The sequence below is a fragment of the Pseudoalteromonas luteoviolacea NCIMB 1942 genome, assembly GCF_001625595.1.
Classification (GTDB): domain Bacteria; phylum Pseudomonadota; class Gammaproteobacteria; order Enterobacterales; family Alteromonadaceae; genus Pseudoalteromonas; species Pseudoalteromonas luteoviolacea_A.
Genome location: NZ_AUXT01000112.1, coordinates 74,829 through 98,324 on the forward strand (window position 1 = coordinate 74,829; position 23,496 = coordinate 98,324).

The window sequence follows — 23,496 nt, forward strand, 5'->3', positions numbered from 1 at the left end:
GCATTAAAACATCAAAAATAACAAAGACCAAAACAACTGCCGCTGTTGGGAATGGAATATATGCGAATTGCTCCTTTATCTCTTTTTGTCTCTGCCGCCTTATTGTCTGTAAGTGTTTGGGCACAAGATACTGCGACTGTGACAGCTATCGAGTCAGAGCGCTCTGAAAAACAAGCTGAGTTAGACAGATATACTCAGATTTTAGAAAAGCATGTGGCTGAAGAAGCCCGTTTACAGGCACAACTGGAATTACTAAGAAATAATTCAAGTGAGCTTGATAAAGAAAAAAACCAAGCACTAGATGCAATGAATGATTTGTATCGTCGTTTGATCGACGATCCATCCATCGATATTTCAACTGCTCAGTTGAGATACCAGCAATCAGTAGCTGATCACAAATCTAACAAAGAAGACATCGCGATGCAGTTAGCGGCCATAGCATCGCACCGTAAAGACATTGAGCAGATTCGCGTCAGCAAACATACTTTAGTCAATACGATTGCCAGCTTAAGAGATCAACTGAGTACCGCTCGTGTTGAGCGCTTACGCAATGAATTTACTCGTGAAGGCACATTAGAAGTTGAGCACACCATTAACTGTAAACGCACTGAAACGTTGGCTGCGTGTGAGCAGCGAGGGCAGCAACTTGGTCTGCAAAAAGCAACAAAGCGTTTTATCGATCAGATCTTTGCTAACCTAACAGAACAACGCATTGTTGAGCCGAAAAGGCACATGGCAGGCGCGCAGGTTCAGGTTGTTAGCAGCCATGTGGTAGGCAGTGCTTTTAGTGGGCAGGGTAATTACAGTGTCAATTTAAGTGTGACAATGCGCGGGGATGTGAATAATAGCCGCCTTTGTGGGCTTTTGTCTCTGGATAACCGATTCTGTAGCGAATATGGTACGCCGTTGGCGGTTGGTTATCAGGCGAGCTACCCAACAACGTTTAGTGATAGCCAGCTAACTTTTACGGACGAAATTGATAAGAGGGATCGAAATGTTCCAAGTATTACGGCATTACACCCTAAGCCTGAGATAAAGTCACAAGTTATTCAACAAACGCCAAAAGAGAGACAGGTTGATTTGACACTGCGCTCAAACGTCTATGATGATGAAGTTTTTATTGATGGTGTAAGTTACGGCTCTACCAAGCTTGTTGTCAGTGTACCGTTTGGTTCTTATGATGTTGAAATTCGCAAATTAGGTTATGAGTCATACAAAGCTAAAGTTGATGTACGCAGAGCTCGAACGATCAATGCAAAGCTGATAAAAAAGCCTGAGTCGATTGCTGCACCGACACCAACAAGAGAGCAACAGAGCAAACCAGTTTCAGTGGTGAATAAATTATCTCCAAACTTGGTTGATAATAAAGTGGTGATTATTCCAGCTGGTACTTTCCAAATGGGAGATCTTACTGGAAATGGATTAGCAAATGAACGCCCTGTTGTAGAGAAAGTTTTGAGTCACTCTTATGCAATGCAAAGCAAAGAAGTGACAGTTGCGGAGTTCAGACTGTTTATTTTGAGCACCGGCTTTCAAACGGAAGCAGAAAAAGGCAACGGCTGTGCACATTACAAAAATGGTGAGCCGATATGGGATAGCGAGTACAACTGGGATAAGCCTGGATTTGAACAAGCCGATAATTTCCCTGTGGTATGTGTGACATACGAAGATGCGAAAGCTTATGCAAATTGGCTTTCGGGTGAAAAAGGTATTCAATACCGCTTACCAAATGAAGTTGAGTGGGAATATGCAGCGCGTGCTGGCACAAGTTCTGAGTACCCTTGGGGTAATGAAATTGGCAGAGGCTTAGCTAATTGCGGTTGGTGTGGTAGTGATTGGTCAAATAAAAGCCCGTCGCCGGTAGGTGAGTTTTCACCAAACAATTATGGTTTGTATGACACCGTAGGTAATGTGTGGGAATGGACGCAAAAGCGTGCATCACAAGACGATGTGACAGTAAGAGGTGGCGCGTGGAACTTCGCCCCTAGCTTGGCGAGAGTGTCAACTCGTTTGGCTCTAGCGCCCGATTTTAGAGCCAACTATATCGGTTTTAGATTGGTTCGAGAAAGATAATTTATGTGCTCAAAGAGCGCGTATTCAGCCAAAGTGCAGTTAGCATTTTGTAGACTTAAATATTTCAGCCGTGGCGTTATCGACACGGCTTTGTTAAAAGAATTCTTTAAGGTTACCCAGCCTCATGTTTAAAAAGCTACGCGGATTATTTTCTAATGACTTGTCTATTGACTTAGGCACGGCAAACACCCTGATTTATGTAAAAGAAGAAGGCATTGTTCTTAATGAGCCTTCAGTGGTTGCGATTCGTCAGGAAAGGGCCGGCGGACCAAAGAGTGTTGCTTCTGTTGGAACAGCCGCCAAGCAGATGCTAGGTAGAACGCCTGGCAACATAAAAGCGATTCGTCCGATGAAGGATGGCGTAATCGCTGATTTCTATGTGACCGAGAAAATGCTCCAGCATTTTATCAAACAAGTGCACAATAATAACTTCATGCGTCCAAGTCCTCGCGTTCTTATTTGTGTGCCGTGTGGCGCTACACAAGTTGAAAAGCGTGCGATTCGTGAATCTGCTATGGGCGCAGGTGCGCGTGAAGTGTACTTAATTGAAGAGCCTATGGCTGCTGCAATTGGTGCCGGATTACCTGTATCTGAGGCGACTGGTTCGATGGTTGTTGATATCGGTGGTGGTACAACTGAAGTTGCAATCATCTCATTGAATGGTGTTGTTTACTCTTCTTCGGTACGCATCGGTGGTGACAAGTTTGATGAAGCGATCATTAATTATGTTAGACGCAACTTTGGCAGTTTGATAGGTGAAGCGACTGCTGAACATATCAAGCATGAAATTGGCTCTGCGTTTAAGAGTGAAACACCTATTGAGATCGAAGTGCGTGGTCGAAACTTAGCCGAAGGGGTTCCGCGTTCATTTACTCTGAACTCGCACGAAATTTTAGAGGCACTACAAGAGCCGCTTATGGGAATTGTGAGTGCAGTTATGGTCGCGCTTGAACAATCCCCACCAGAACTTGCTTCAGATATATCTGCACACGGTATGGTACTGACTGGCGGTGGAGCACTACTTAAAGATTTAGATCGCTTATTGATGGAAGAAACAGGCATTCCAGTTGTTGTGGCTGATGACCCGCTGACTTGTGTTGCTCGTGGTGGTGGTAAAGCTCTTGAGATGATTGATATGCATGGCGGCGACGTATTTAGCTACGACTGATGAATTTACTGTTTGGCCGAAGTGCATCTTTACAACTGCGACTTACCGTCGCAGTTGTGCTTAGTATTGTACTCATAATTGGAGACCGGTACACATCGGGTGGCACGTTCGTTCGAACGACACTCAATACCTTAGTCAGCCCCGTTTTATATGCGGCTAATGTGCCATATGAGCTCTTCAATGTAGGAGCCAAGAGTTTAAATACACGCGACCAGTTACTTCAAGAAAATGAAGCTTTGCGTTCAAAGCAATTGCTGCAAAGCGAACAACTGCAACAGTATCAATTTCTATTAAAAGAAAATGTTGAGTTAAGAGCTCTGCTTGGTGCCTCTTCTAGGCAATCACATGCTCGTCAAATCGCGCAGGTCCTATCCGTACGCTCTAATCGTTACAGTCATCAAGTGGTCATTAATAAAGGGACTATTGACGGTGTTGCAGAAGGGCAAGCGGTCATAGATGAGTTAGGCCTAGTAGGCCAGCTCACACAGGTTGGTACGACTACGTCACGTGTACTGCTTATGACTGACACCACCCACGCTACGCCAGTTCGCATATTACGCAACGACGTCAGCATGGTTATTGAAGGAATTGGCAAAATAAATTTGATGCAATTGGCACATGTGTCGCACAGTTTAGATATCCGAATAGGAGATATTTTGGTGACATCAGGCTTGGGAGGGCGGTTTCCTGAAGGCTACCCTGTGGCGGTTGTTACTGAAATAGACCGTGATGAGGGGCTGCCATTTGCGAAAGTCTATGCGGAACCTATTGCACAATTGGACCGAATTCGTTTGTTAGTGATTTTAGGGGACGGAACAGAAGGGGACGCTAATGAGTCGTAGTTTTTCCCTTATTGCATTTAGTGTGTTTTTAGCATTGATTATGGCGTTGATGCCTCTGCCCTTTTCCCTAGAGCCATTTAGGCCAGACTGGGTATTATTGGTATTAATGTATTGGTCAATCGCGATTCCACATCGCGTCAATATCGGGTGGGCTTGGTGCACCGGCTTAATTATGGACTTGGCTGTGGGGTCGCCACTTGGTATTAACTCTTTGACCTACTCTGTATGTATTTATATTACAGTGAGCAACTTTCAAAAACTGCGCAATTTCTCTCTTTGGCAACAGGCTATGTTGATAGGATTGTTTTTAGCCTTGTATCACTTGCTACAGTTTTGGTTAAACCACTTCTTATTAGATATTTATTTTGATCCAGCCTATCTTTGGCCGGCACTCGTAGGCATGTTTTGTTGGCCTTGGATTTTTCTATTGCTCAGAAAATTTCGAAGGCATTTTAGGATCCGTTGATGACTGTTAAATTATATTTGGCTTCTGCCTCCCCGCGTCGTAAAGAGTTACTTACTCAGCTAGGCTACGATTTTAAACAATTTTCTGTCGACGCTGATGAAACTCAATTCGCTGGCGAGAATCCAATCACTTATGTTGAACGCTTGGCTCGATTAAAAGCGCAAAGCGGCGTGGACTTGGGGTATCAAGACAGACCAGTACTTGGCAGTGATACAATTGTTGTTTCAAATCGTGTGGCACTTGGCAAGCCTCGTAATGAGGAAAACTTTAAAGCGATGATGGCGATGTTGTCAGGCAGTACACATCAGGTAATGACTGCTGTCGCACTTGCTGACAGTCAGCGAGTCCTTAGTAAAACCGTGATTACAGAGGTGACATTTAAGCCTTTGTCTGAGCAGGAAATAAACGCATATTGGCAAAGTGGCGAACCGCATGATAAAGCTGGAGGATATGGGATCCAAGGCCTTGGCGGTCGATTTGTTAGCCAGTTAAAAGGTAGTTATTTCGCAGTAGTCGGACTACCTTTATATGAAACAGATGAACTAATTCAAGCATTTATGGCGGGCTAAGATGAGTAGCGAATTATTGATCAATGTAACACCGAGTGAAAGTCGTGTAGCCTTAATTGAAAATGGGGTTTTACAAGAAGTTCAGGTCGAACGTGTAGGAAACTTGGGCATTGTCGGCAATATTTATCTTGGTAAAGTGAGCCGTGTTCTGCCTGGAATGCAAGCTGCTTTTGTGGATATAGGATTAGAAAAAGCCGCATTTTTGCATGCTTCCGACATTGTAAGTAGTGCCTCTATTGAAGAGGATGTTGACGAGCAACCGGTTAAAAAAGTTCAAGATATCCGTGAATTGGTGAAGCAAGGTCAGTTTATTATGGTGCAGGTGGTAAAAGATCCAATCGGTACCAAAGGCGCTCGTTTAACAACGGATATTACTATCCCTTCACGTTATCTAGTGTTTATGCCTGATGCAACGCATGTAGGTGTAAGTCAACGAATAGAAACCGAAGAAGAGCGCAATCGTCTCAAAAAAATTGTGGCTCACTATAATGATGAAAATGGCGGTTTCATTGTCAGAACTGCGGCGGAAGGTGCGGCAGAGGCCGAGCTCAAACATGATGCGGAGTTCCTCAAAAAACTCTGGCAAAAAATAGTAGACAAGCGTCGTAAAACCAGTAAAGCAAGTATCTTGCACGAAGATTTAACGCTTGCATTTCGAACCTTGCGTGATTACGTAGGTGAAGATATGGAACGCATCAGGGTGGATTCTAAATTAACCCATCAGCAGCTAAAATCATTTACTGAAGAATTTGTTCCACAGCTTTCAGAAACACTAGAGTATTACCCTGGTGAGAGGCCTATTTTCGATTTATTTGATGTTGAGGCGGAAATTCAAAAAGCCTTACATCGCAAGGTCGAACTGAAATCTGGAGGTTATCTGATCATTGACCAAACAGAGGCAATGACCACAGTAGATGTTAATACAGGCGCATTCGTTGGCCACAGAAATCTTGAAGAAACGATTTTTAACACTAATGTTGAAGCAACTTCCGCTATTGCGCGCCAGCTTAGGTTAAGGAACCTTGGCGGTATTATTATTATTGACTTTATAGACATGGTGTCTGATGAGCACAAACGACGAGTGTTGCACTCTTTAGAAGCTGCATTAGCTAAAGACCGAGCTAAAGCCAATATTAATGGTTTATCAGCGTTAGGCCTTGTTGAAATGACACGTAAACGCACCAGAGAAAGCTTAGAGCATATTCTGTGCGATGTGTGTCCATCCTGTTCAGGTCGAGGTTCACTAAAGACTGTTGAAACAGTATGTTATGAGATTTTACGTGAGATAGTTCGAGTCAATCGTGCATATGATGCTGATAAGTTTATGGTCTATGCATCTGCGGCGGTTAGTGAAGCACTCGTCAATGATGAGTACCATAATTTAGCTGAATTAGAGTTATTTATTGGTAAACAAGTAAGTATCCAAACTGAAAACTTGTACAGCCAAGAGCAGTTTGATGTAGTAATGATGTAGGCCAGTATGCAAGCCAAAACTATATGCTTCTTTTGTGTGAGAAAAGTTTGGCAGGTGTTCGCCGTGACACTGGTGACGCTTGCCGTACTTGTATCATTACTGAAGCTGACGTTACCCTACGTAAATGATTATAAAAGCAGTATTGAATCTCTGATCTATGAACAGCTTAATGTTGAACTAAGCATTGGCTCAATCAGCGCTAGTTGGCAGGGAACAGGCCCAGCGTTACTGCTAAAAGATGTAAGCTTCGAAGATAATCAAGCATCACCTATCTCAGTGCAAATTGAAAGCACTAATCTACAAGTTAATGTCGTTCAGTCTATCAGGCAATGGCAATTAGTTTCCAACTACTTCGTATTGGATGGCTTCAAAGCTAATATTTATTTAGATAAATTAGAGCTGGGTAATAGCTCTGGTGAATTTGAACAACAAGCACTCATTGAAGGGTTATTTCTTGGCGACACAGGCCACTTCTCGGTTCAAAATAGTGAGATACACCTTTTTTCAAGTACACAAAAACGACATTCCATATTAATCCAAGATATGGTATGGCAAAACAGTGAGTTAGCACACCATGGAGAAGGCCGACTTGTTTTACCTAACCTGTCTCAAGGCAGCCTAGATACGCTGGTTCGTTTAGAGGGTAAAACCCTAAACGACATTGGAGGAGAGATATTTTTACAGGCTAGGGAGCTCAATGTTCTGGAGCTTATCGATGAGCATCTTGATGAATCGCGAGAAGCTCTTAGCGCAAGTATCAACGGGCAGCTTTGGGCAAAACTAGATAACGGTAAAATTGACGATGTTCAGCTGCAATTTGAGCCAAGCTATTTAAAGTGGCTGTCGGAAGATAAAGACAATAAATTAGGCCTTGATAGTGGTCAATTGAGACTACTAAAGCACGCCTCAGGATGGCGTTTAAATAGCTCAGAGCTGTATTTTAGTCATGGAGAAAGGGTGTTCGAGCCAGTATTACTGCAAGGTGAATGGCAAGACGATACAACGCAGATCTGGCTCAAGCAGTTTAATCTAGAACTCGTGATGGACGCATTATCGCTAACTCATTACGACTGGGCAAGTCAACTTGTTAAAAGCAATATTGAAGGTCAATTAACACAGTCGAAAGTTTCTTGGCATCCACAACATGGTCTAAACGTATGGGGTGTACTGGCCTCTCTAGGTTGGCAAGAATCTGACTTAGCGTCTGGTTTTTCGGGGCTAGGTCTTGAATTTCACTGGCTAGCAGGTCGTGGTGTAGTGAGTTTAAATGCACATCGACAGCATTTGGTAACAGGTCCCCGATTTATCGAACCAATAGCGATTGAAGAGCTCAATGGCGACATTCATTTTTGGACTGATGAAAATAAGTATTGGCATGCTCAGTCTAGTAATTTGTGGTTGAGTAATTCGGACTTGAGCGTTGCGCTAGAGTTTCATACTCGCTTATTTGAGGAGCCTGAATTAGACCTTTACGCGGAAGCATATGGTGGGGATGCTCGGATAGCTGGGCGTTATTTTCCACTTGAGTTAATGCACTCGAATTTAGTTGAGTACCTAAATAAAGGTATTTTGGCTGGAAATAATAAAGGTACCCAAGTATTGGTATCGGGACCACTGAAGGATTTTCCATATAGAGGCACTCATGGTCAGTTTGAGGTTCTCGCCGATATTCATGATGCAGAGTTTTTATTTGCGCCTGATTGGCCAAGTATTCATAGTGCTGATGTGACATTGCATTTTATCAACGAGCGTATGGATATCACCACACACTCTGGGCAGCTTGCAAATCAGCATATTCAAGGTGATGTTGCGGTCCGCTTAGCTGACTTAGAGCAGGCTGATGTTTTAACTGTCGATATTAACCAAACCACAGAGGCGTCTTCGCTAAAGCCATTTTTCACCCATACCCCCATCGCAGATCCTCTGGTTGATGTGTTAGACGTTGTACAAGGGCAGGGGTCAGTATCAGGGTCGGTTGGGCTTGAAATAGATTTAGAAAGTTTAGATGTGCAGGCCCGGGGACGTGTGCAATTTGCAGATAACACCATTTATGTAAGCCAGCCTGGAATGACGTTAAAGGGCGTATTCGGAGCGCTTTTGTTTATTGATGATGATATTACTTTTGAAGGTGTCCAGGCAACGTGGCTCGATATGCCCTTATCGTTTTCTGTAAAAGGAGGGGGGGATAAAGAAGGTTATTTAGTCAACGTAGACACCTCAATGCTGATATCTTCCGAGAAATTGTTGCCATATGGAAATGGTATTATGGATGGCTTTATCGACGGACAAGCACAACTCGATACAAACGTCACATTAAACTTTGAAGAAACAGGGTTTAACTACCTAGCCAGTTTTCAAACTGATTTAAATGGTGTCGCGATAAATTTGCCTACCCCCTATGAGAAAGCATATACATTACCGCGTATATTGTCGGGAGAAGTAAGGGGGGACGACATCTCGAACCTTATCACTGCAAATTACGACAATAATCTATATTTCAATGGGATCTTAAACAACCAAAATGGTTTATTGGATAAGGCGCATTTAGTCGTAAGCGAACAAAATCGTGGGTTGGATAATTCGGGCTTTGTCGTCACGATAGAACACACTGAACTTGCGCTTGAACCTTGGTTTGATTTTATAGACCGTATTATAGAAAAAAGCTCGCAACCTAACAGCGATGAGCCAGAGTTATTGCCTGAACTAAATGAGATACGTGCCAACATCGGTCAATTGAAGGTCGGCGGTTTGCTTTTCAATGACTTCGAAATGCGCATGACGCCACAAGAGCAAGCTTTGAAAATGCGTTTGACGGGTAAAGAGCTCAGGGCACAAGTGCTAATACCAAATCAAGAACGTAATGACCCAATACAAGTTCAAGCAGATTATTTGCGATTAAACTCACACAAGGAAAGTAAGGAGCATGCTCAAGATGCCAGCCCTACACTTTCTGAGCAGCAATGGCTTGCTAATATACCCGAGATTGAGTTTGGCTGTGATGACTGTCGCTTAAACCAGTATCAACTTGATAGGGTTAACTTGTCGATGTTCGGTGATGGTGAGCGTCTTAACATTACAGCTTTGAACATAGATAAAGGCGCGCATACATTAAGTGCTAAAGGTAGCTGGCAAGGGGGGGGGTCGCAAATTATGGGTAATTTAAGTAGCGCTGACTTTGGTGATTTAATGGAAGAGTTTGAAATCACATCAACTGTAAAAGATTCACAAGCGAATATAGATTTTGACTTACAGTGGCAGTCTGCGCCATACGATTTTCAGTGGCCAAGTTTGGGTGGCGAGATTCAATGGCGCCTTGGTGAGGGACATCTGACAGATATCAGCGATCAAGGTGCGCGTGTTTTCTCATTGTTGAGCTTGGACTCTCTGGTTCGTAAATTAAAGTTAGATTTTAGAGATGTTTTTGCCAAAGGCTTTTTTTATAACCAAATGGAAGGCAGCCTACAATTAGAGAATGGCATTGCCTACACCAACGACACAAAAATGGACGGTGTGCCGGCTGATTTGAGTATTTCAGGTTATGCCAACTTAAAAACACAAGAAATCAACTATGACTTAGCGATTGCGCCTCAAGTGACTTCAAGCCTGCCTGTGATAGTGGGGTGGATGGTTAACCCTGTAACTGGGCTAGCTGCATTAGCGATTGATAAAGTTATTCACTCAGCGCGAGTCATATCAGAGATTAACTTTAAGGTCACCGGGACGATGAAAGAACCGATTGTTACCGAGGTAGATCGCAAGAGTCGCGAAGTAACAATCCCTGGGGCAAGTAAGCCGCCAGTAGACACGCCACAAAAGCCTGAAAACTCTGAATCGCAAGAGCAAAATGAGACAGGAAAAATACAGCAACAAGACGGCGATAATGCCCAACGTAAGCCCGAAAGTCTAAACGATGTCAAAGTACCCGTGAAGAAGGAGTCTTTGGGAAGCCAAAAGAGTGAGCATACAGGTGACGCAGATAAAATAAACCATGGGTGGCGCGGGTAAGATACTAATTTATATGACTTTTAACTGCGATGTCTGATGTGAATGAAGTAAGTGATATATGGAATAAAATGATGCGCAGCGAAATTAATATTGTTGTTATACCTATGTGTTCTAAGCGCTTGCCTGAAGACAACTTTGCATATTTATTGGCGCAATTGGAGCAGCTAGTAATTGATGAGCCAACGCTTATTTGTTTACCAGAAGCATGGTTGGCCTTTGGTCGAGATGGAAAAGAGTCTCTAGATGTTTCAAAGCAATCAAATAAGTGGCTGGAAAAGCTCGCAACTTTATGTAAATGCAAGCGAGTTTGGATGGCGGCAGGAACGATGCCGATTTATGCCGCAGAAGAGCGTTACTCGGCGGCAAGTTGCTTGTTTGACGCTCAAGGAGCGCTCGTTGCTACATATAACAAAATACACTTATTTGACGCCGATGTGGCTGATTCAGCCAAACACTATAGAGAATCTGAGTTCACTCAACCTGGGGGCAATATTCAAGTTGTAGATAGTCCGTTTGGTAGGCTAGGCTTAAGTGTATGCTATGACGTTCGATTTCCTGGTTTATATCAGGTGCTGAGACAACAAGGTGCAGATATACTGCTGGTTCCAAGCGCTTTCACAACCGTTACTGGGGAAGCACATTGGTTACCGTTGTTGCAAGCCCGAGCAATTGAGAACCAGTGTTTTGTCATTGCTGCGGCACAGGTAGGTAAACATGAAAATGGTCGAGAAACATATGGCCACAGCGTCATAATTTCGCCATGGGGTGAAGTTTTAGAAGATAGTGAACTATCTTTACAACCAATACAGCGACGTATCGATTTAAGTGAAATTGATAAAATTAGAGCTGCTATGCCAGTCGCAATGCATAACCGATTTAAGAGCAATTATATATGAATCAAGTTGAAAAGAACTTGTTGACTGACAGTCAATTAACAAGAGAGCAGCTAGAGCAAACGCTTAACTACATACATCAACATCAGGTTGATTACTCAGATCTGTATTTTCAGTCCAGCTATCATGAAACGTGGGTGCTTGAAGATGGGCAGATTAAAGAAGGCAGTTACAACATCGAGCGTGGTGTTGGCGTGCGAGCTGTGAGTGGTGAACAAACGGGTTTTAGTTACTCTGATGCCATCAATCTAGAAGCCATCAATCAAGCAGCAGAGGCTGCTCGTTCAATAGCATCTGGAGGTGAGTCTGGAACTGTTCAAGTCTTTACCGAGCGTAAAACCCCGTTGCAATTTGCAGCCGTCCAACCCCTTTTGAGCATGCGTGATGAAGATAAAATCTCCTTGCTTCGAGAGGCGGATTCGGCGATTCGAGATATCGCGCCAGATGCTCAGCAAGTCGTTTGCTCTATTGCGGCTGTATATGAAGAAGTTTTGATTGCGGCCAGTGACGGTACTTTTGCAACTGACATAAGGCCATTAGTACGTTTGAATTGCTCGGTTATATTAGAGAAAAATGGGCGTAGAGAGCGCGGCAGTGCGGGTGGTGGTGCTAGATTAGATTATGGTTATTTTAAAGAACTGGTTGATGGAAAGCCAAGATGGATGACTTATGTTCAAGAAGCTGTAAGGTTAGCGAGGGTGAACCTTGGGGCTATTGATGCGCCAGCGGGCACTATGCCGATTGTATTAGGTGCTGGTTGGCCAGGCGTGCTACTGCACGAAGCAGTAGGCCACGGATTAGAGGGCGACTTTAATCGCAAAGGTGCCTCTGCGTTCAGTGGAAGAGTCGGCGAAAAAGTTGCGTCGGAGCTATGTACGGTTGTTGATGATGGGACATTAGAAAATCGTCGAGGCTCATTGAATATTGATGATGAAGGCACACCCGCTGGTTACAATGTATTAATTGAGAACGGCATTTTAAAAGGGTACATGCAAGATAAGACTAATGCACGTCTAATGGGTACTCAATTGACAGGCAATGCGCGCAGAGAGTCTTTTGCACATTTGCCAATGCCGAGAATGACAAATACTTATATGCTTGCTGGTGAAAGTACACAAGAAGAGATTATTAGCACTGTGAAAAATGGCATCTTTGCAAATAGCTTTGCAGGTGGCCAAGTTGATATTACATCTGGCAAGTTTGTTTTTTCTGCTTCTGAAGCATATTTGATTGAAAACGGTAAAGTGACCAAGCCAATCAAGGGCGCGACATTAATCGGCAATGGACCGGAGGTAATGCATCAGATCTCCATGGTTGGTAATGACCTTGAGTTGGATAGAGGTGTCGGTGTGTGTGGTAAAGAGGGTCAAAGTGTGCCGGTTGGCGTTGGGCAGCCAAGTTTAAAAATTGATTTGCTGACCGTTGGCGGTACCGCTTAAATAATGGGAGGGGCGTGCCCCTCCATTGCTATTTAGTCTAAGATAGCTTCTTTTAAGTACTGAAACAGCTCTTTATAGCCTCTGGCTGGTTTCTCAGCCTTAACTTCTTTATTCGCTTGACGAACCAACTGACGCAACTTTTGTCGTTCCATGCTTGAGTGCAATTCTAATAGTTCATTAATTTTACTGTCACCTTGAGACAGCAGCTCTTCTCGAATACGTTCGATTTGGTTGAGTAAAACTTCAGCTTGGTTGTTTTTATTAAGCAACGTATCAAGTGCTCGTTGCAAATCTTCAACGTTATCTGTCGTACGGAGTACCTTGGCGATATAGTTCATATGGCGGCGATAAGCATCGTGTTTACCACGAATTTTATCTGCCAGTGCCATCGCTTCAACCAATTCATGGCTAAGTGGTAATTTTTCTCTTTGCTTTTTTCCGAGCTCAGCGATGTCTATACCAAGTTGTTGATATTGTTGAGCATCACGTTTTAATTCGCTTTTGGAGACGTAGATAATTTCTTCATCTTCAATATGATTTTCTGATTTTTTTGCCATAACTTTTCGACACTGAATATTACAATTATATTGATTATACCAAGAAGCTGAAAAAAATATCGCTTTTGCGTGCTATGAACTGATATCTAATCCAGCGAAATTGTGCCTCATGTGTTAGGATTGTAATGTTTACAAGCATTTGGAAAAGCAGCATGAATGACAACCAAGTTGAATCTATCTATCAGCAAATGGACGAAGTAAAGGGCGCAGTCTCTGAAGTACTCAGCTTTGCAAAACAGCTCGGCGCGACCTCAGCTGAAGCTGCGATGAGTCGCACCTCAGGGCTGTCAGTTAGTACGCGTATGGGCGAAGTAGATACAATAGAATTCAATCAGGACGGTAGTTTAGGCATTAGTGTCTATGTAGGTAATCATAAAGGTTCTGCATCGACGGCTGATCTGAGCGAGCAAGCATTGCGTTCGGTTGTTACTAAAGCCATCGAAATTGCAAAGTACACAGCAGATGATGCCTGTAATGGACTGGCTGATAAAGCGCTGATGGCCAAAGATATACCTGATCTTGACCTTTACCATCCTTGGGATCTTAGTCCGCAACATGCCATTGAGCAGTGTGTTGAAGCAGAGAAGGCAGCGCTTGAATTTGACTCGCGAATTGTAAACTCTGATGGCGCAAGTGTTGCCTCACATCAAGGTTTGCGCGTGTATGGTAATAGCCATGGCTTTATTGCCGGATATCCACGCACTCGACATACCGTGAGTACCATGGTAATTGGCCAAGAAGGCGAGATGATGCAACGAGACTCCGCATTTAGCATTACTCGTGAGCATTCTCAGTTGAAAAGTGCTAAAGCGATTGGCGTTGAAGCTGCAGAATCGACATTAGCAAAATTAAACAGCCAAAAACTTTCCACGATGAAGGTACCTGTTGTCTTTCGTGCAGATATTGCTAACAGTTTGTTTGCTCACCTAGTTTCTGCGATCGGTGGAGGGGCTTTATATCGCAAATCCAGTTTCCTTCTAGATTCATTGGGTACACAAGTATTTAATTCCTGCGTAAATATTCAAGAGCAGCCCCATTTGTTTCAAGGCTTGGCTTCGAGCCCATTTGATGGTGAAGGGGTGTATACGCAGGATAGAGATATCATTGTTGGCGGCGAGCTTCAAACCTATTTATTGGCGAGCTATGCAGCGAGAAAATTAGGAATGCAGTCCACTGGGCATGCTGGCGGGATCCATAATTGGCTGGTACAGCACACACATGATGATTTGAAAGCTGTTTTAAATGAAATGGGCACAGGGTTACTGGTAACTGAATTAATGGGACAGGGTGTCAACACAGTCACTGGGGATTACTCTCGTGGCGCCGCGGGCTTTTGGGTTGAAAACGGTGAAATTCAATATCCGGTGAGTGAAATTACTATTGCTGGAAATTTGAAAGATATGTTTCAAAGCATTCAAGCTATTGGAGCGGATGTCGAGCTTCGTGGTGCTGTGCAAACGGGATCTGTGCTTGTAGAGAGCATGCAGATAGCGGGTGAATAATATTAAAGGTGGTTTTTACCCTGGACTATGCTCAGAGTAAAAACCACGTTGCGGTACCTAAGAACGCAAAAATACCTACAATGTCGGTGACAGTGGTTAGCACTACACTCCCAGCTAACGCAGGATCTATCTTCATTCTCTTCAAAATCAGTGGAATACTTGCTCCCGCGATACCTGCCGCGACTAAATTCATAAACATCGCAAAAGCGATGACTGCACCAAGTTTAAAATCCCATTGCCACAATGCCACGACGCCCGCAATGAGGAGCGACCACAAAATACCGTTCAAAGCACCTATTGCCAGCTCTTTGCCAAGTAAAAAACGCTGGTTTGTTTGGTTTACATGGCCAAGTGCAATACCCCGGATCACCAGAGTCAGCGTTTGACTGCCTGCAACACCGCCCATACTGGGCACAATACCGTTAAGTACCGCTAAAATTGGCAAGATATCTAGAGTGCTCTCAAAAAAGCTGGCCACAAATGCGGCTAATAAAGCGGTGAGTAGATTAATACCTAGCCAGATAGAGCGTCTTTGGCTACTTTTCATGACGGGCGCGAACGTATCTTCCTCATCTTCTAAACCAGCCATACTCAGTAGGCTATGCTCGGCATCTTCTCTGATTACATCAACGATGTCGTCGATTGTTATTCGGCCGAGTAATTGGCTTTGGTCGTCCACAACGGGCGCAGAGATCCAATTATGGCGCTCGAACAATTGGGCTACATCACTTTCTTTCATCGAAACGGGAATAGTTTCTCGTTCTTCATTCATTAACTCCTCGACAAGTTTGTCGGGTGGGTTAGTTAATAAAACCCCTATTGGTAATGAACCTAAAAAGTGGTTTTCTTTGTCTACTACGTATAGGTCGTCAGTGCCTTGCGGTAACTCTTCTTTTAACCGTAGATATCTTAGTACAACGTCGAGCGATACATCTGGCCGAATTGTGATGGCATCACCATTCATTAAAGCCCCTGCGGAGTCCTCTTCGTAGGAGAGTGCAAGCGTCGCTCGAGCTCTATCCTGACTGTCCATTGCACTGATAACGTCTTGATAGACAGGATCAGGTAAGCTTCTTAATACCTCACCTAGGTCATCGTCGTCCATGTCCTCGGTTGCGGCGGCAATGAGCTCAGGCTCCATCTTGGCGATGATACTCAGACGAACATCTTCAGATAACTCTTCGAGTACATCTCCTTGAATATCGGGATCGACAAGCTTCCAAAGCGTGCTTCTAATTTTAAGCGGTGAAGACTCTAGAAGTAATGCGGTGTCGCATGGTGGGATCTCTGCTAAGGTTTGCCTGACTTGAACAAACTGTCCACTGTTAATAGCTTTGGTGACTTGCTGCAATTGTTCCAGTGTATAGTCTTGTTCAACAACGTCTGGCATAGGCTTCCTAAAATTAATTATTTATAGATCAAAATGTTCTTATCACAATGTGCCAAAATTAAACCAGGCTTAGATTAATCAGTAGCACAATTATATCTTTGCAACGCTGGCATGTGGATGCAGTAGCAATTACAAGGACCATTGCTATGAGATGTATGCAGGTTACATAATATGGGTTTGTATCAAAACCACTTAAACTCAAATAGTGTAAAGAATTTTGTATAGTGATTATAGCTGTTTAAATTAAAATTATTATATAAGAGTTTACATTTGCACCATATCTTACCTGATTATTTTTCTAAATAATGAAGCTACAGTGATAAATGCGGTGGTGTTTTGGCGTTACTCTGCTTCGTGAAATTTATCTTCAATGAGGTTACCGATTGCCAATAAAGCGCCTTGAGCGTCTGGCCCTGTACATTCAACACGAACGGTTTTGCCTTGACTACTCTCTAACAACAACAGTGCTAATACGCTATCGCCTGGTGCGCTTTTATCGCCTTGGTAGAGTGTGATCTGCGCATTAAACTGCGCTGACAACTGGGCTAAAACTGTGGCTGCACGCGCGTGAAGTCCCAGTTTATTGCGGATCAAAAAGGTATCTTCCCACTTTGGAGCCATTACTCTTGCTCTCTATGGCGAATTTTTACATTGGCATGAGTACGAGTGAAACGCTCTCCCAGAGTTTGTGCTAAGTAAACTGAGCGATGCTGTCCACCTGTGCAGCCAATGGCAATAGTCAGGTAACTGCGGTTATTACGCTCTAAATGGGGTAACCACGTTTGCATAAAAGTTTGAATTTGCCAAATAAACTTTTGCACAATACTGTGGCTAGCTAAGTAGTCTTTAACGGGCTGGTCTAATCCAGTTAAAGGCTTGAGTTCTGGCTCCCAATGAGGATTGGGTAAAAAGCGCGCATCGAATACATAGTCAGCTTCTTTTGGAATTCCATGCTTAAAGCCAAATGATTCAAAAGTAATAATCAGTTGCTTATCTTTCTGACCAAGGATCTTTTCTCTGACGCTTTCTGCCAGCTGATGAACACTTAATTCTGTGGTATCAATTGTCACATCAGCACGACGAATCACCACGTCCAAGAGGTTTCTCTCTTTCTTAATTGCTAAATCAAGTGGCAGATCATTTAGAGATAATGGGTGTAGTCGCCTGGTCTCAGAGAACCGTTTAATCAAGGTTTGATCATCGCAATCAAGATAAAAGACACTCGGATTAGCAAATCCAGGTAAATATCCCAAAATATCGTGAAACTCTTGCTGTTCTTTTGGCAGGTTGCGCACATCAATACTAACGGCAATTTTATCGTATCCATCGGACACACTGCGTACTAGTGCTGGAAGCAGGTTAACGGGGATATTATCAGCGCAGTAATAGCCTAAATCTTCTAAGACTCGCAATGCAACTGATTTACCTGAACCAGAGCGACCACTGATAATTATGAGTTCCACGGTTAATTCCTATTAATTGTCAAATTCAACAAGGACTTGATAAAGTTCCTTGTCGTTTGTTGCCTGTCGAATACGTTTACAAAACACCTTATTATTAAGTTTATCAGCGATGCTTGCTAAGGTCTCTAAATGTTGTTTATTTTCACCATCTGGTACGATGAGTGCAATAAAAACGTCAACACCGCGATCATCGTAAGCGTCAAAAGGGATGGCTTGTTGGTTAACGAGTATGATTGCTAGAACTTTATCGAGTCCTGATAATCGACCATGAGGAATAGCGATACCTTTTCCAATACCTGTACTACCAAGTTTCTCTCGATTCAACAGCGCCTCGAGAATATCATGTTGATTGGAATCAGGGATTTTTTGTTGCGCTAATTCGCTAATATATTGGAGAATTCTTTTTTTGCTATTAAAAAGGACTGCAGCTTTGCTACAGTCCTCGGAAATAAGTGCGCTAAGTTTCATGATTAGTGTCGAGTTAGCTTCTCTTTATGTTTAATAACTTGGCGATCTAATTTATCAATTAGGCCATCTATTGCTGCATACATGTCTTTATGCTCTGTAGAGGCAAATAATTCACCACCATTGACGTGAAGTGTAGCTTCTGCTTTTTGTATGAGTTTCTCGACATCTAAAATGACATGAACATTATTTATGTGATCAAAATGCCTTTCCAGCTTCGCAAACTTACTCGTTACGTAGTCTCTTAATGAGTCGGTAATTTCTACATGGCGACCAGTTAAATTTAGTTGCATAAGCATTTTTCCTTCTTTTGTTACGTCTATATCAAGCTTTTGCGCTGATTAGACGGTGGAATAGCCAAAGACTCTCGGTATTTGGCAATAGTACGTCTTGCCACCTTAATACCTTGATCAGCTAATACATCTGCAATTTTGCTATCACTCAGTGGTTTGGCTGAGTTCTCAGCAGCGATTAGCTTTTTGATAAGTGCTCGAATTGCTGTAGATGAGCACTCACCACCATTCTCAGTACTTACGTGGCTCGAGAAGAAGTATTTCAATTCATATATGCCGCGAGGCGTGTGCATATACTTTTGTGTCGTTACACGAGAAATAGTCGACTCATGCATATCAACCATTTCAGCTACATCATTGAGGACCATAGGCCTCATCGCCTCAGGGCCATGTTCAAAGAATGCCTGTTGTTGCTGCACAATGCAATTAGTTACTTTCAATAATGTTTCATTTCTGCTTTCTAGGCTTTTAATGAACCATTTAGCTTCTTGCAGATGTGAGCGAATAAACTGGCTATCACTACTCGATTTTACAGAGCGAGACATGGCTGCATAATGATCGTTGACTCTAATTTTTGGCATCGAATCTGGGTTTAGCTCTACAGCCCAACGGCCTTTCACTTTTTTTACTGATACATCTGGTATCACATAGTCCGCTTCTTCCTGCACGATACTGGCGGCAGGTTTTGGGTTCAAACTATGAATCAGCGTCATAACCTCTTTTAGCTCAGGCTCTTTAAGCTTGGTTTTTTTCATGATAGTACGGTAATCACGATTTGCTAAGAGACCGATATACTCTTCGATGACATGTTTGGTTTCAGTTAACCAGGGGGTGTCTGTTGCAAATTGATTTAATTGTACGATCAAGCACTCTTGCAAGCTACGCGCAGCAATACCTACTGGGTCAAATAATTGGATGCGCTTTAGTACAGCTTCGACCTCATCTAACTCAATCGGTTCCTGATCGTTATCGACATTTAAGCTTTCTACAATATCTTCACAGGCTACCGTTAAAATGCCTGAATCATCTACTGCTTCAACTATGGAGAGAGCGATAAGTCTATCTGTTGCGCTGAATGGTGTAAGTTCAAGTTGCCACATGAGGTATTCTTGTAGGCTTTCAGTTGTTTTACCTTGATAAATACTTTCGTCCTCAGGCATTGGTCCTGAAGAGCTCACCGGCGCTGCGCTAATATACTCATCCCATGTGACATCCATAGCCATTTCATCACTTAGCGTTTCTTTGTTGAGCGCGGTATCTGTGTCTTGCTCATACTCACTAGATGGTGTGTCGATGTTGTCGTCGATATTTGCGTCTGTTTTTTCAGTGCTTTGTTGTTCGTTTGTTTTGTCCAGACCATTGTCAAAGGATTCTGCTTCGTTTTCTTCTACTTCCAATAAAGGATTGCTGTCCAGCGCTTCTTGTATCTCTTGCTGGAGGTCTAACGTACTCAACTGTAACAAGCGTATTGCTTGTTGCAGTTGTGGTGTCATTGTTAATTGCTGCCCCATGCGCAGCTGTAGCGATTGCCTCATGTATCTCTAACAATCCTTTTTGTTGTTACGCTTGTTCTTAACTATAGCCTGAATTGTTCGCCTAAGTAGACATCTCGGACAGTTTGATCCGCTAAAACGTGTTCAGGGCTACCTGATGCAATTAATTCACCGTGTGAAACAATGTAGGCTTTTTCGCAGACATCTAAAGTTTCTCTTACATTGTGGTCAGTTATCAGCACACCAATGCCACGGTTTTTTAAATGCTCGATTATTTTCTTTATATCTATCACTGAAATGGGATCAACGCCAGCAAAAGGCTCATCTAATAGAATAAATTTTGGATCAGCGGCTAATGCGCGCGCAATTTCTACCCGGCGACGCTCTCCACCAGATAAAGCCATTCCCAAACTTGTTCTAATATGTTGAATATTAAATTCGTCCAATAGCTCGTTTAATGTTTCTTCACGCTGCGCTTTGTTGAGCTCTTTGCGTGTTTCCAAAATTGCCATTAAATTCTGATATACCGTAAGTTTTCTAAAGATAGAAGACTCTTGGGGCAGGTAGCCAATGCCTAATCGCGCGCGGCTGTGCATAGGTAGTAGAGTAATGTCTTGATCATCAATTTGGATACTGCCTTTGTCACTGGGGACTAAACCAACAATCATGTAAAAGGTCGTGGTTTTCCCTGCACCATTAGGGCCTAGCAAGCCTACGATGCTGCCAGCTTTTACGCTTAACTCAACGTTTTTGACAACTTGTCTGCCTTTATAGCTTTTTGCCAAGGCAATGGCCTTGAGTGTGCTCACGGTTGTTCCTCTTTCGTTTCTTTCTTTTCATCCACTGGCAACAAAACAGTTCTGACGCGTTTACCTTCTTGATCAGAGCGCTGAGCACTGATCAGCTGTTTGTCCATATCATAGAGTATCTCTTGTGCAGATATCTTTTGACCTGCTTGGCTGATCTCTGCACTGCCTTTGATAGTAAGTAGTCTATTCGCAACATCGTAGCGTACTTCTTTTGCGCTAGCTTTGAGGATACTGCCATCGGCTTGTTGTTCTTGGAAGACTGCGGGATTACCGGTCGCTACCAACAGTTGTTTGTTGTCCCCAAGTTCTTCTCTACGATGTACTTCCAATCTGTCAGCTGTGATTTTACGTGCGCCATGAATGATTTCTACATTATCTTCAAAAACGCCAATATTAGTCTGCAGTTGTGCCTGCTGCTTTCCAGAACTGATGATGACCTGTTCAGGCGCTGTATTGGCAAATGCACTTTGTGCTAGAAGTCCAATAGAACACGCAAATAAGATTGTGGCACTTAGTTTATTGCTTATCATAAATCGTTTCAGTATGGTTGATTAATTCAATGACCTCAGTATTAAGGTCTGCTATCAGGCCTTTGCCCGTGATAGTTACATTTGGTCCGGTGATGACAACTGGTTGTTCAGAGCGCATCACTCGATTGGTGATTTCTAAGCGTAAGTTGTCAGCATTGATATGTGTGATCATTGCTGCTGGCATTAAATTAGTTGCCGTCACTTCACCTTCTAAAATTAATGTATCGTTCTCATACAACGTGGCTTCTTTAGCTGCAAGTTGCCAATTGTGTTCGCCATTATGGAGCATAAAAATCGGCGCTTCGAAATGACTAAAACCAAGCTCTTGATACAACTCCATTCTCTGAGCGGTAATTTGGTAACTGAGCTGCCCATTTTCTGCGAAAGACGTCTGTTTCAAGTCAACAGCGACATAATCTGGCTTAGCAATAGCCTCTTCTTTAGGAATCGTCAGTTTATCTTGCTGTGTTATATATGGGTACCATAGCCATAGCATCATGACACTAAATACTATAAGTAATATGACCCGCAAATTGGTCATGTGCTACTACCTTTTGAGAGTAATTCATTACTCTGGCTGAGCATAAGCAGATCGGTTAGCTCTCTTACAGCACCAAATCCGCCTGGCAACATTGTTGTGTAATGAGCTAACCGTTTAACTAACGGGTGTGCATCTGCAACAGCAACGGCTAAACCAACCAGTTGCATAACAGGGATATCTGGCCCATCGTCACCAATATATGCAATTTGTTCGTCTTCTAAGCCTAGAGTGGACTTCAGTTCTTCGTAAGCCGCCACTTTATTTTCTTGACCTTGGTATATGTGCTTAACATTTAAGCTAGTCATACGCTGCTTAACTATTTCTGAATGACGCCCTGTGATCACGGCGACTTCAACACCTGACTCAATAAGTGCTTTAATGCCAAACCCGTCTTTTGTATTGAACGCTTTCAATTCTTCACCTTGATTCCCAAGGTAGATACGTCCATCAGAAAAAACGCCATCTATGTCACAAATTAAAAGCTTAATCGCCTTTGATTTATCTGTCGTTTGCTGTGTAATTGGTTGGTATAAATCACTAAAATGCATGCTACAAAACCCCTGCACGTAATAAGTCTTGAGTATTGAGGGCGCCGATGGGGTGGTTGTCCTCATTTATCACTATCAGGCCATTAATTCGTTTCTTTTCCATAATGTTCAGTGCTTCGGCAGCTAACATGTCTGGCATTGCTGTAGTACAGCAGATAGTCATAACTGAATCAATGGTGTCATTGTGTAAGTCTATTTTCTGCTCTATCACACGGCGTAAATCCCCATCTGTAAACAAACCGCTTAGTTTACCTTGACTATCAACAATTGCTGTCATTCCTAGGCCTTTTGCTGACATTTCAAAAAGTGCATCTTTAATAGAGCTGCCCATAGGAGTAATTGGTATGTCTTTGTCTTTATGCATAATATCTGCAAGCGTTAGCAGCAGCCTTTTACCTAAGCTGCCACCTGGGTGGGAGAGTGCAAAGTCATCTGCTGTGAACCCTCTTGCTTCCAGCAGCGCAACGGCCAAAGCATCTCCCATTGCAAGTGTTGCTGTGGTACTGGCGGTTGGAGCCAACCCAAGAGGGCAAGCCTCTTGAGAGACTTTGATACACAAATGAATATCAGCAAGTTGAGCCATAGTGGACTCTTCATTTCCTGTCATGCTGATGACTTGTGCACCAATTCGTTTGATGACAGGTATTATCCCAACGACTTCCCCTGTTTCCCCTGAGTTTGACAGCATCAGAGCTACATCATCAGAGGTAATCATTCCTAAGTCGCCATGGCTGGCCTCGCCGGGGTGCACGAAAAATGACGGAGTGCCTGTGCTGGCCAGCGTAGCGGCAATTTTATTGCCCACATGGCCTGACTTACCCATACCAATCACAATCACTCTGCCTTTGCAATTAAGGATTAAATTACAGGCAGAAACAAAATTTTCATCAATAAACCGCTCGAGTTCAAGTAGTGCTTGTTGTTCTATTTTTAAAACACGTTTAGCAGTTTCGACAAATGACGTTTTTTTCATTTC

General features: G+C 43.1%; 22 protein-coding genes. 10 read left to right on the forward strand and 12 right to left on the reverse strand.

Translation table 11 applies throughout. The annotated features are described in order from the left end of the window. The first annotated feature begins 60 nt into the window (after positions 1-60). From N482_RS06010 to tldD, 9 genes are all read left to right on the forward strand, one after another. Positions 61-2,073, forward strand: a complete 2,013-nt coding sequence (locus tag N482_RS06010) for an SUMF1/EgtB/PvdO family nonheme iron enzyme (protein ID WP_063376196.1) — start codon at positions 61-63, stop codon at positions 2,071-2,073. Between the two features lie 124 nt (positions 2,074-2,197). Then, positions 2,198-3,241: a rod shape-determining protein gene (locus N482_RS06015; protein ID WP_010376642.1), complete on the forward strand. Its 1,044-nt coding sequence runs from the start codon at positions 2,198-2,200 to the stop codon at positions 3,239-3,241. Beyond that, on the forward strand, positions 3,241-4,083 hold the full coding sequence (gene mreC, locus N482_RS06020; protein WP_063376197.1) for a rod shape-determining protein MreC: 843 nt from the start codon (positions 3,241-3,243) through the stop codon (positions 4,081-4,083). Before N482_RS06015 ends, mreC begins: the two co-directional genes overlap by 1 nt. Further along, positions 4,073-4,549, forward strand: a complete 477-nt coding sequence (gene mreD, locus N482_RS06025) for a rod shape-determining protein MreD (protein ID WP_063376198.1) — start codon at positions 4,073-4,075, stop codon at positions 4,547-4,549. Before mreC ends, mreD begins: the two co-directional genes overlap by 11 nt. Further along, on the forward strand, positions 4,549-5,118 hold the full coding sequence (locus tag N482_RS06030; protein WP_063376199.1) for a Maf family protein: 570 nt from the start codon (positions 4,549-4,551) through the stop codon (positions 5,116-5,118). The genes mreD and N482_RS06030 overlap by 1 nt, the downstream gene beginning before the upstream one ends. 1 nt (position 5,119) lies before the next feature. Continuing rightward, positions 5,120-6,592, forward strand: coding sequence for a ribonuclease G (gene rng, locus N482_RS06035; protein WP_063376200.1), 1,473 nt, complete (start codon positions 5,120-5,122; stop codon positions 6,590-6,592). A 6-nt stretch (positions 6,593-6,598) separates the two neighbouring features. Next, positions 6,599-10,597 (forward strand): YhdP family protein, encoded by a 3,999-nt coding sequence (locus tag N482_RS06040; RefSeq protein ID WP_063376201.1) that lies wholly within the window; start codon positions 6,599-6,601, stop codon positions 10,595-10,597. Between the two features lie 68 nt (positions 10,598-10,665). Then, positions 10,666-11,493, forward strand: a complete 828-nt coding sequence (locus N482_RS06045; RefSeq protein WP_063376202.1) for a carbon-nitrogen hydrolase family protein — start codon at positions 10,666-10,668, stop codon at positions 11,491-11,493. Then, positions 11,490-12,929: a metalloprotease TldD gene (gene tldD / locus N482_RS06050; protein ID WP_063376203.1), complete on the forward strand. Its 1,440-nt coding sequence runs from the start codon at positions 11,490-11,492 to the stop codon at positions 12,927-12,929. Before N482_RS06045 ends, tldD begins: the two co-directional genes overlap by 4 nt. A gap of 32 nt (positions 12,930-12,961) precedes the next feature. On the opposite strand, the gene yjgA is transcribed toward tldD, so the two are convergent. Continuing rightward, complete coding sequence (gene yjgA / locus N482_RS06055) at positions 12,962-13,486, reverse strand: ribosome biogenesis factor YjgA (RefSeq protein ID WP_063376204.1); 525 nt, start codon at positions 13,484-13,486, stop codon at positions 12,962-12,964. A gap of 152 nt (positions 13,487-13,638) precedes the next feature. On the opposite strand from yjgA, the gene pmbA reads away from it, so the two are divergent. Continuing rightward, entirely contained in the window at positions 13,639-14,988 is a 1,350-nt protein-coding gene (pmbA, locus tag N482_RS06060) for a metalloprotease PmbA (protein ID WP_063376205.1), read from the forward strand. A gap of 31 nt (positions 14,989-15,019) precedes the next feature. Here the strand turns inward: pmbA and mgtE are convergent, their stop codons facing one another. The 11 genes from mgtE to N482_RS06115 all read right to left on the reverse strand — a co-directional run bounded on the left by mgtE (position 15,020) and on the right by N482_RS06115 (position 23,493). After that, positions 15,020-16,378, reverse strand: coding sequence for a magnesium transporter (mgtE, locus tag N482_RS06065; protein ID WP_063376206.1), 1,359 nt, complete (start codon positions 16,376-16,378; stop codon positions 15,020-15,022). Between the two features lie 342 nt (positions 16,379-16,720). Continuing rightward, positions 16,721-16,999 carry an HPr family phosphocarrier protein gene (locus N482_RS06070; RefSeq protein ID WP_063376207.1) on the reverse strand — a complete coding sequence of 93 codons (279 nt, stop codon included), beginning with the start codon at positions 16,997-16,999 and terminating at the stop codon, positions 16,721-16,723. Then, positions 16,999-17,841, reverse strand: coding sequence for an RNase adapter RapZ (gene rapZ, locus N482_RS06075; RefSeq protein WP_063376208.1), 843 nt, complete (start codon positions 17,839-17,841; stop codon positions 16,999-17,001). The genes N482_RS06070 and rapZ overlap by 1 nt, the downstream gene beginning before the upstream one ends. A gap of 12 nt (positions 17,842-17,853) precedes the next feature. Then, positions 17,854-18,309 carry a PTS IIA-like nitrogen regulatory protein PtsN gene (gene ptsN, locus N482_RS06080; protein ID WP_063376209.1) on the reverse strand — a complete coding sequence of 152 codons (456 nt, stop codon included), beginning with the start codon at positions 18,307-18,309 and terminating at the stop codon, positions 17,854-17,856. Positions 18,310-18,311: 2 nt separating this feature from the next. Next, on the reverse strand, positions 18,312-18,599 hold the full coding sequence (hpf, locus tag N482_RS06085) for a ribosome hibernation promoting factor (protein ID WP_023397244.1): 288 nt from the start codon (positions 18,597-18,599) through the stop codon (positions 18,312-18,314). A gap of 26 nt (positions 18,600-18,625) precedes the next feature. Next, on the reverse strand, positions 18,626-20,134 hold the full coding sequence (locus tag N482_RS06090) for an RNA polymerase factor sigma-54 (RefSeq protein ID WP_063376210.1): 1,509 nt from the start codon (positions 20,132-20,134) through the stop codon (positions 18,626-18,628). 41 nt (positions 20,135-20,175) lie between these two features. Next, entirely contained in the window at positions 20,176-20,901 is a 726-nt protein-coding gene (gene lptB, locus N482_RS06095; protein WP_063376211.1) for an LPS export ABC transporter ATP-binding protein, read from the reverse strand. Next, positions 20,898-21,431, reverse strand: coding sequence for a lipopolysaccharide transport periplasmic protein LptA (lptA, locus tag N482_RS06100; RefSeq protein ID WP_196761531.1), 534 nt, complete (start codon positions 21,429-21,431; stop codon positions 20,898-20,900). The genes lptB and lptA overlap by 4 nt, the downstream gene beginning before the upstream one ends. Continuing rightward, a complete protein-coding gene (gene lptC, locus N482_RS06105) occupies positions 21,418-21,972 on the reverse strand; it encodes an LPS export ABC transporter periplasmic protein LptC (protein ID WP_063376212.1) in 555 nt (184 codons plus the stop codon). Before lptC ends, lptA begins: the two co-directional genes overlap by 14 nt. Further along, entirely contained in the window at positions 21,969-22,520 is a 552-nt protein-coding gene (kdsC, locus tag N482_RS06110; RefSeq protein ID WP_063376213.1) for a 3-deoxy-manno-octulosonate-8-phosphatase KdsC, read from the reverse strand. The genes lptC and kdsC overlap by 4 nt, the downstream gene beginning before the upstream one ends. Position 22,521: 1 nt before the next feature. Continuing rightward, positions 22,522-23,493 (reverse strand): KpsF/GutQ family sugar-phosphate isomerase, encoded by a 972-nt coding sequence (locus N482_RS06115; RefSeq protein WP_063376214.1) that lies wholly within the window; start codon positions 23,491-23,493, stop codon positions 22,522-22,524. Positions 23,494-23,496 lie beyond the last annotated feature (3 nt).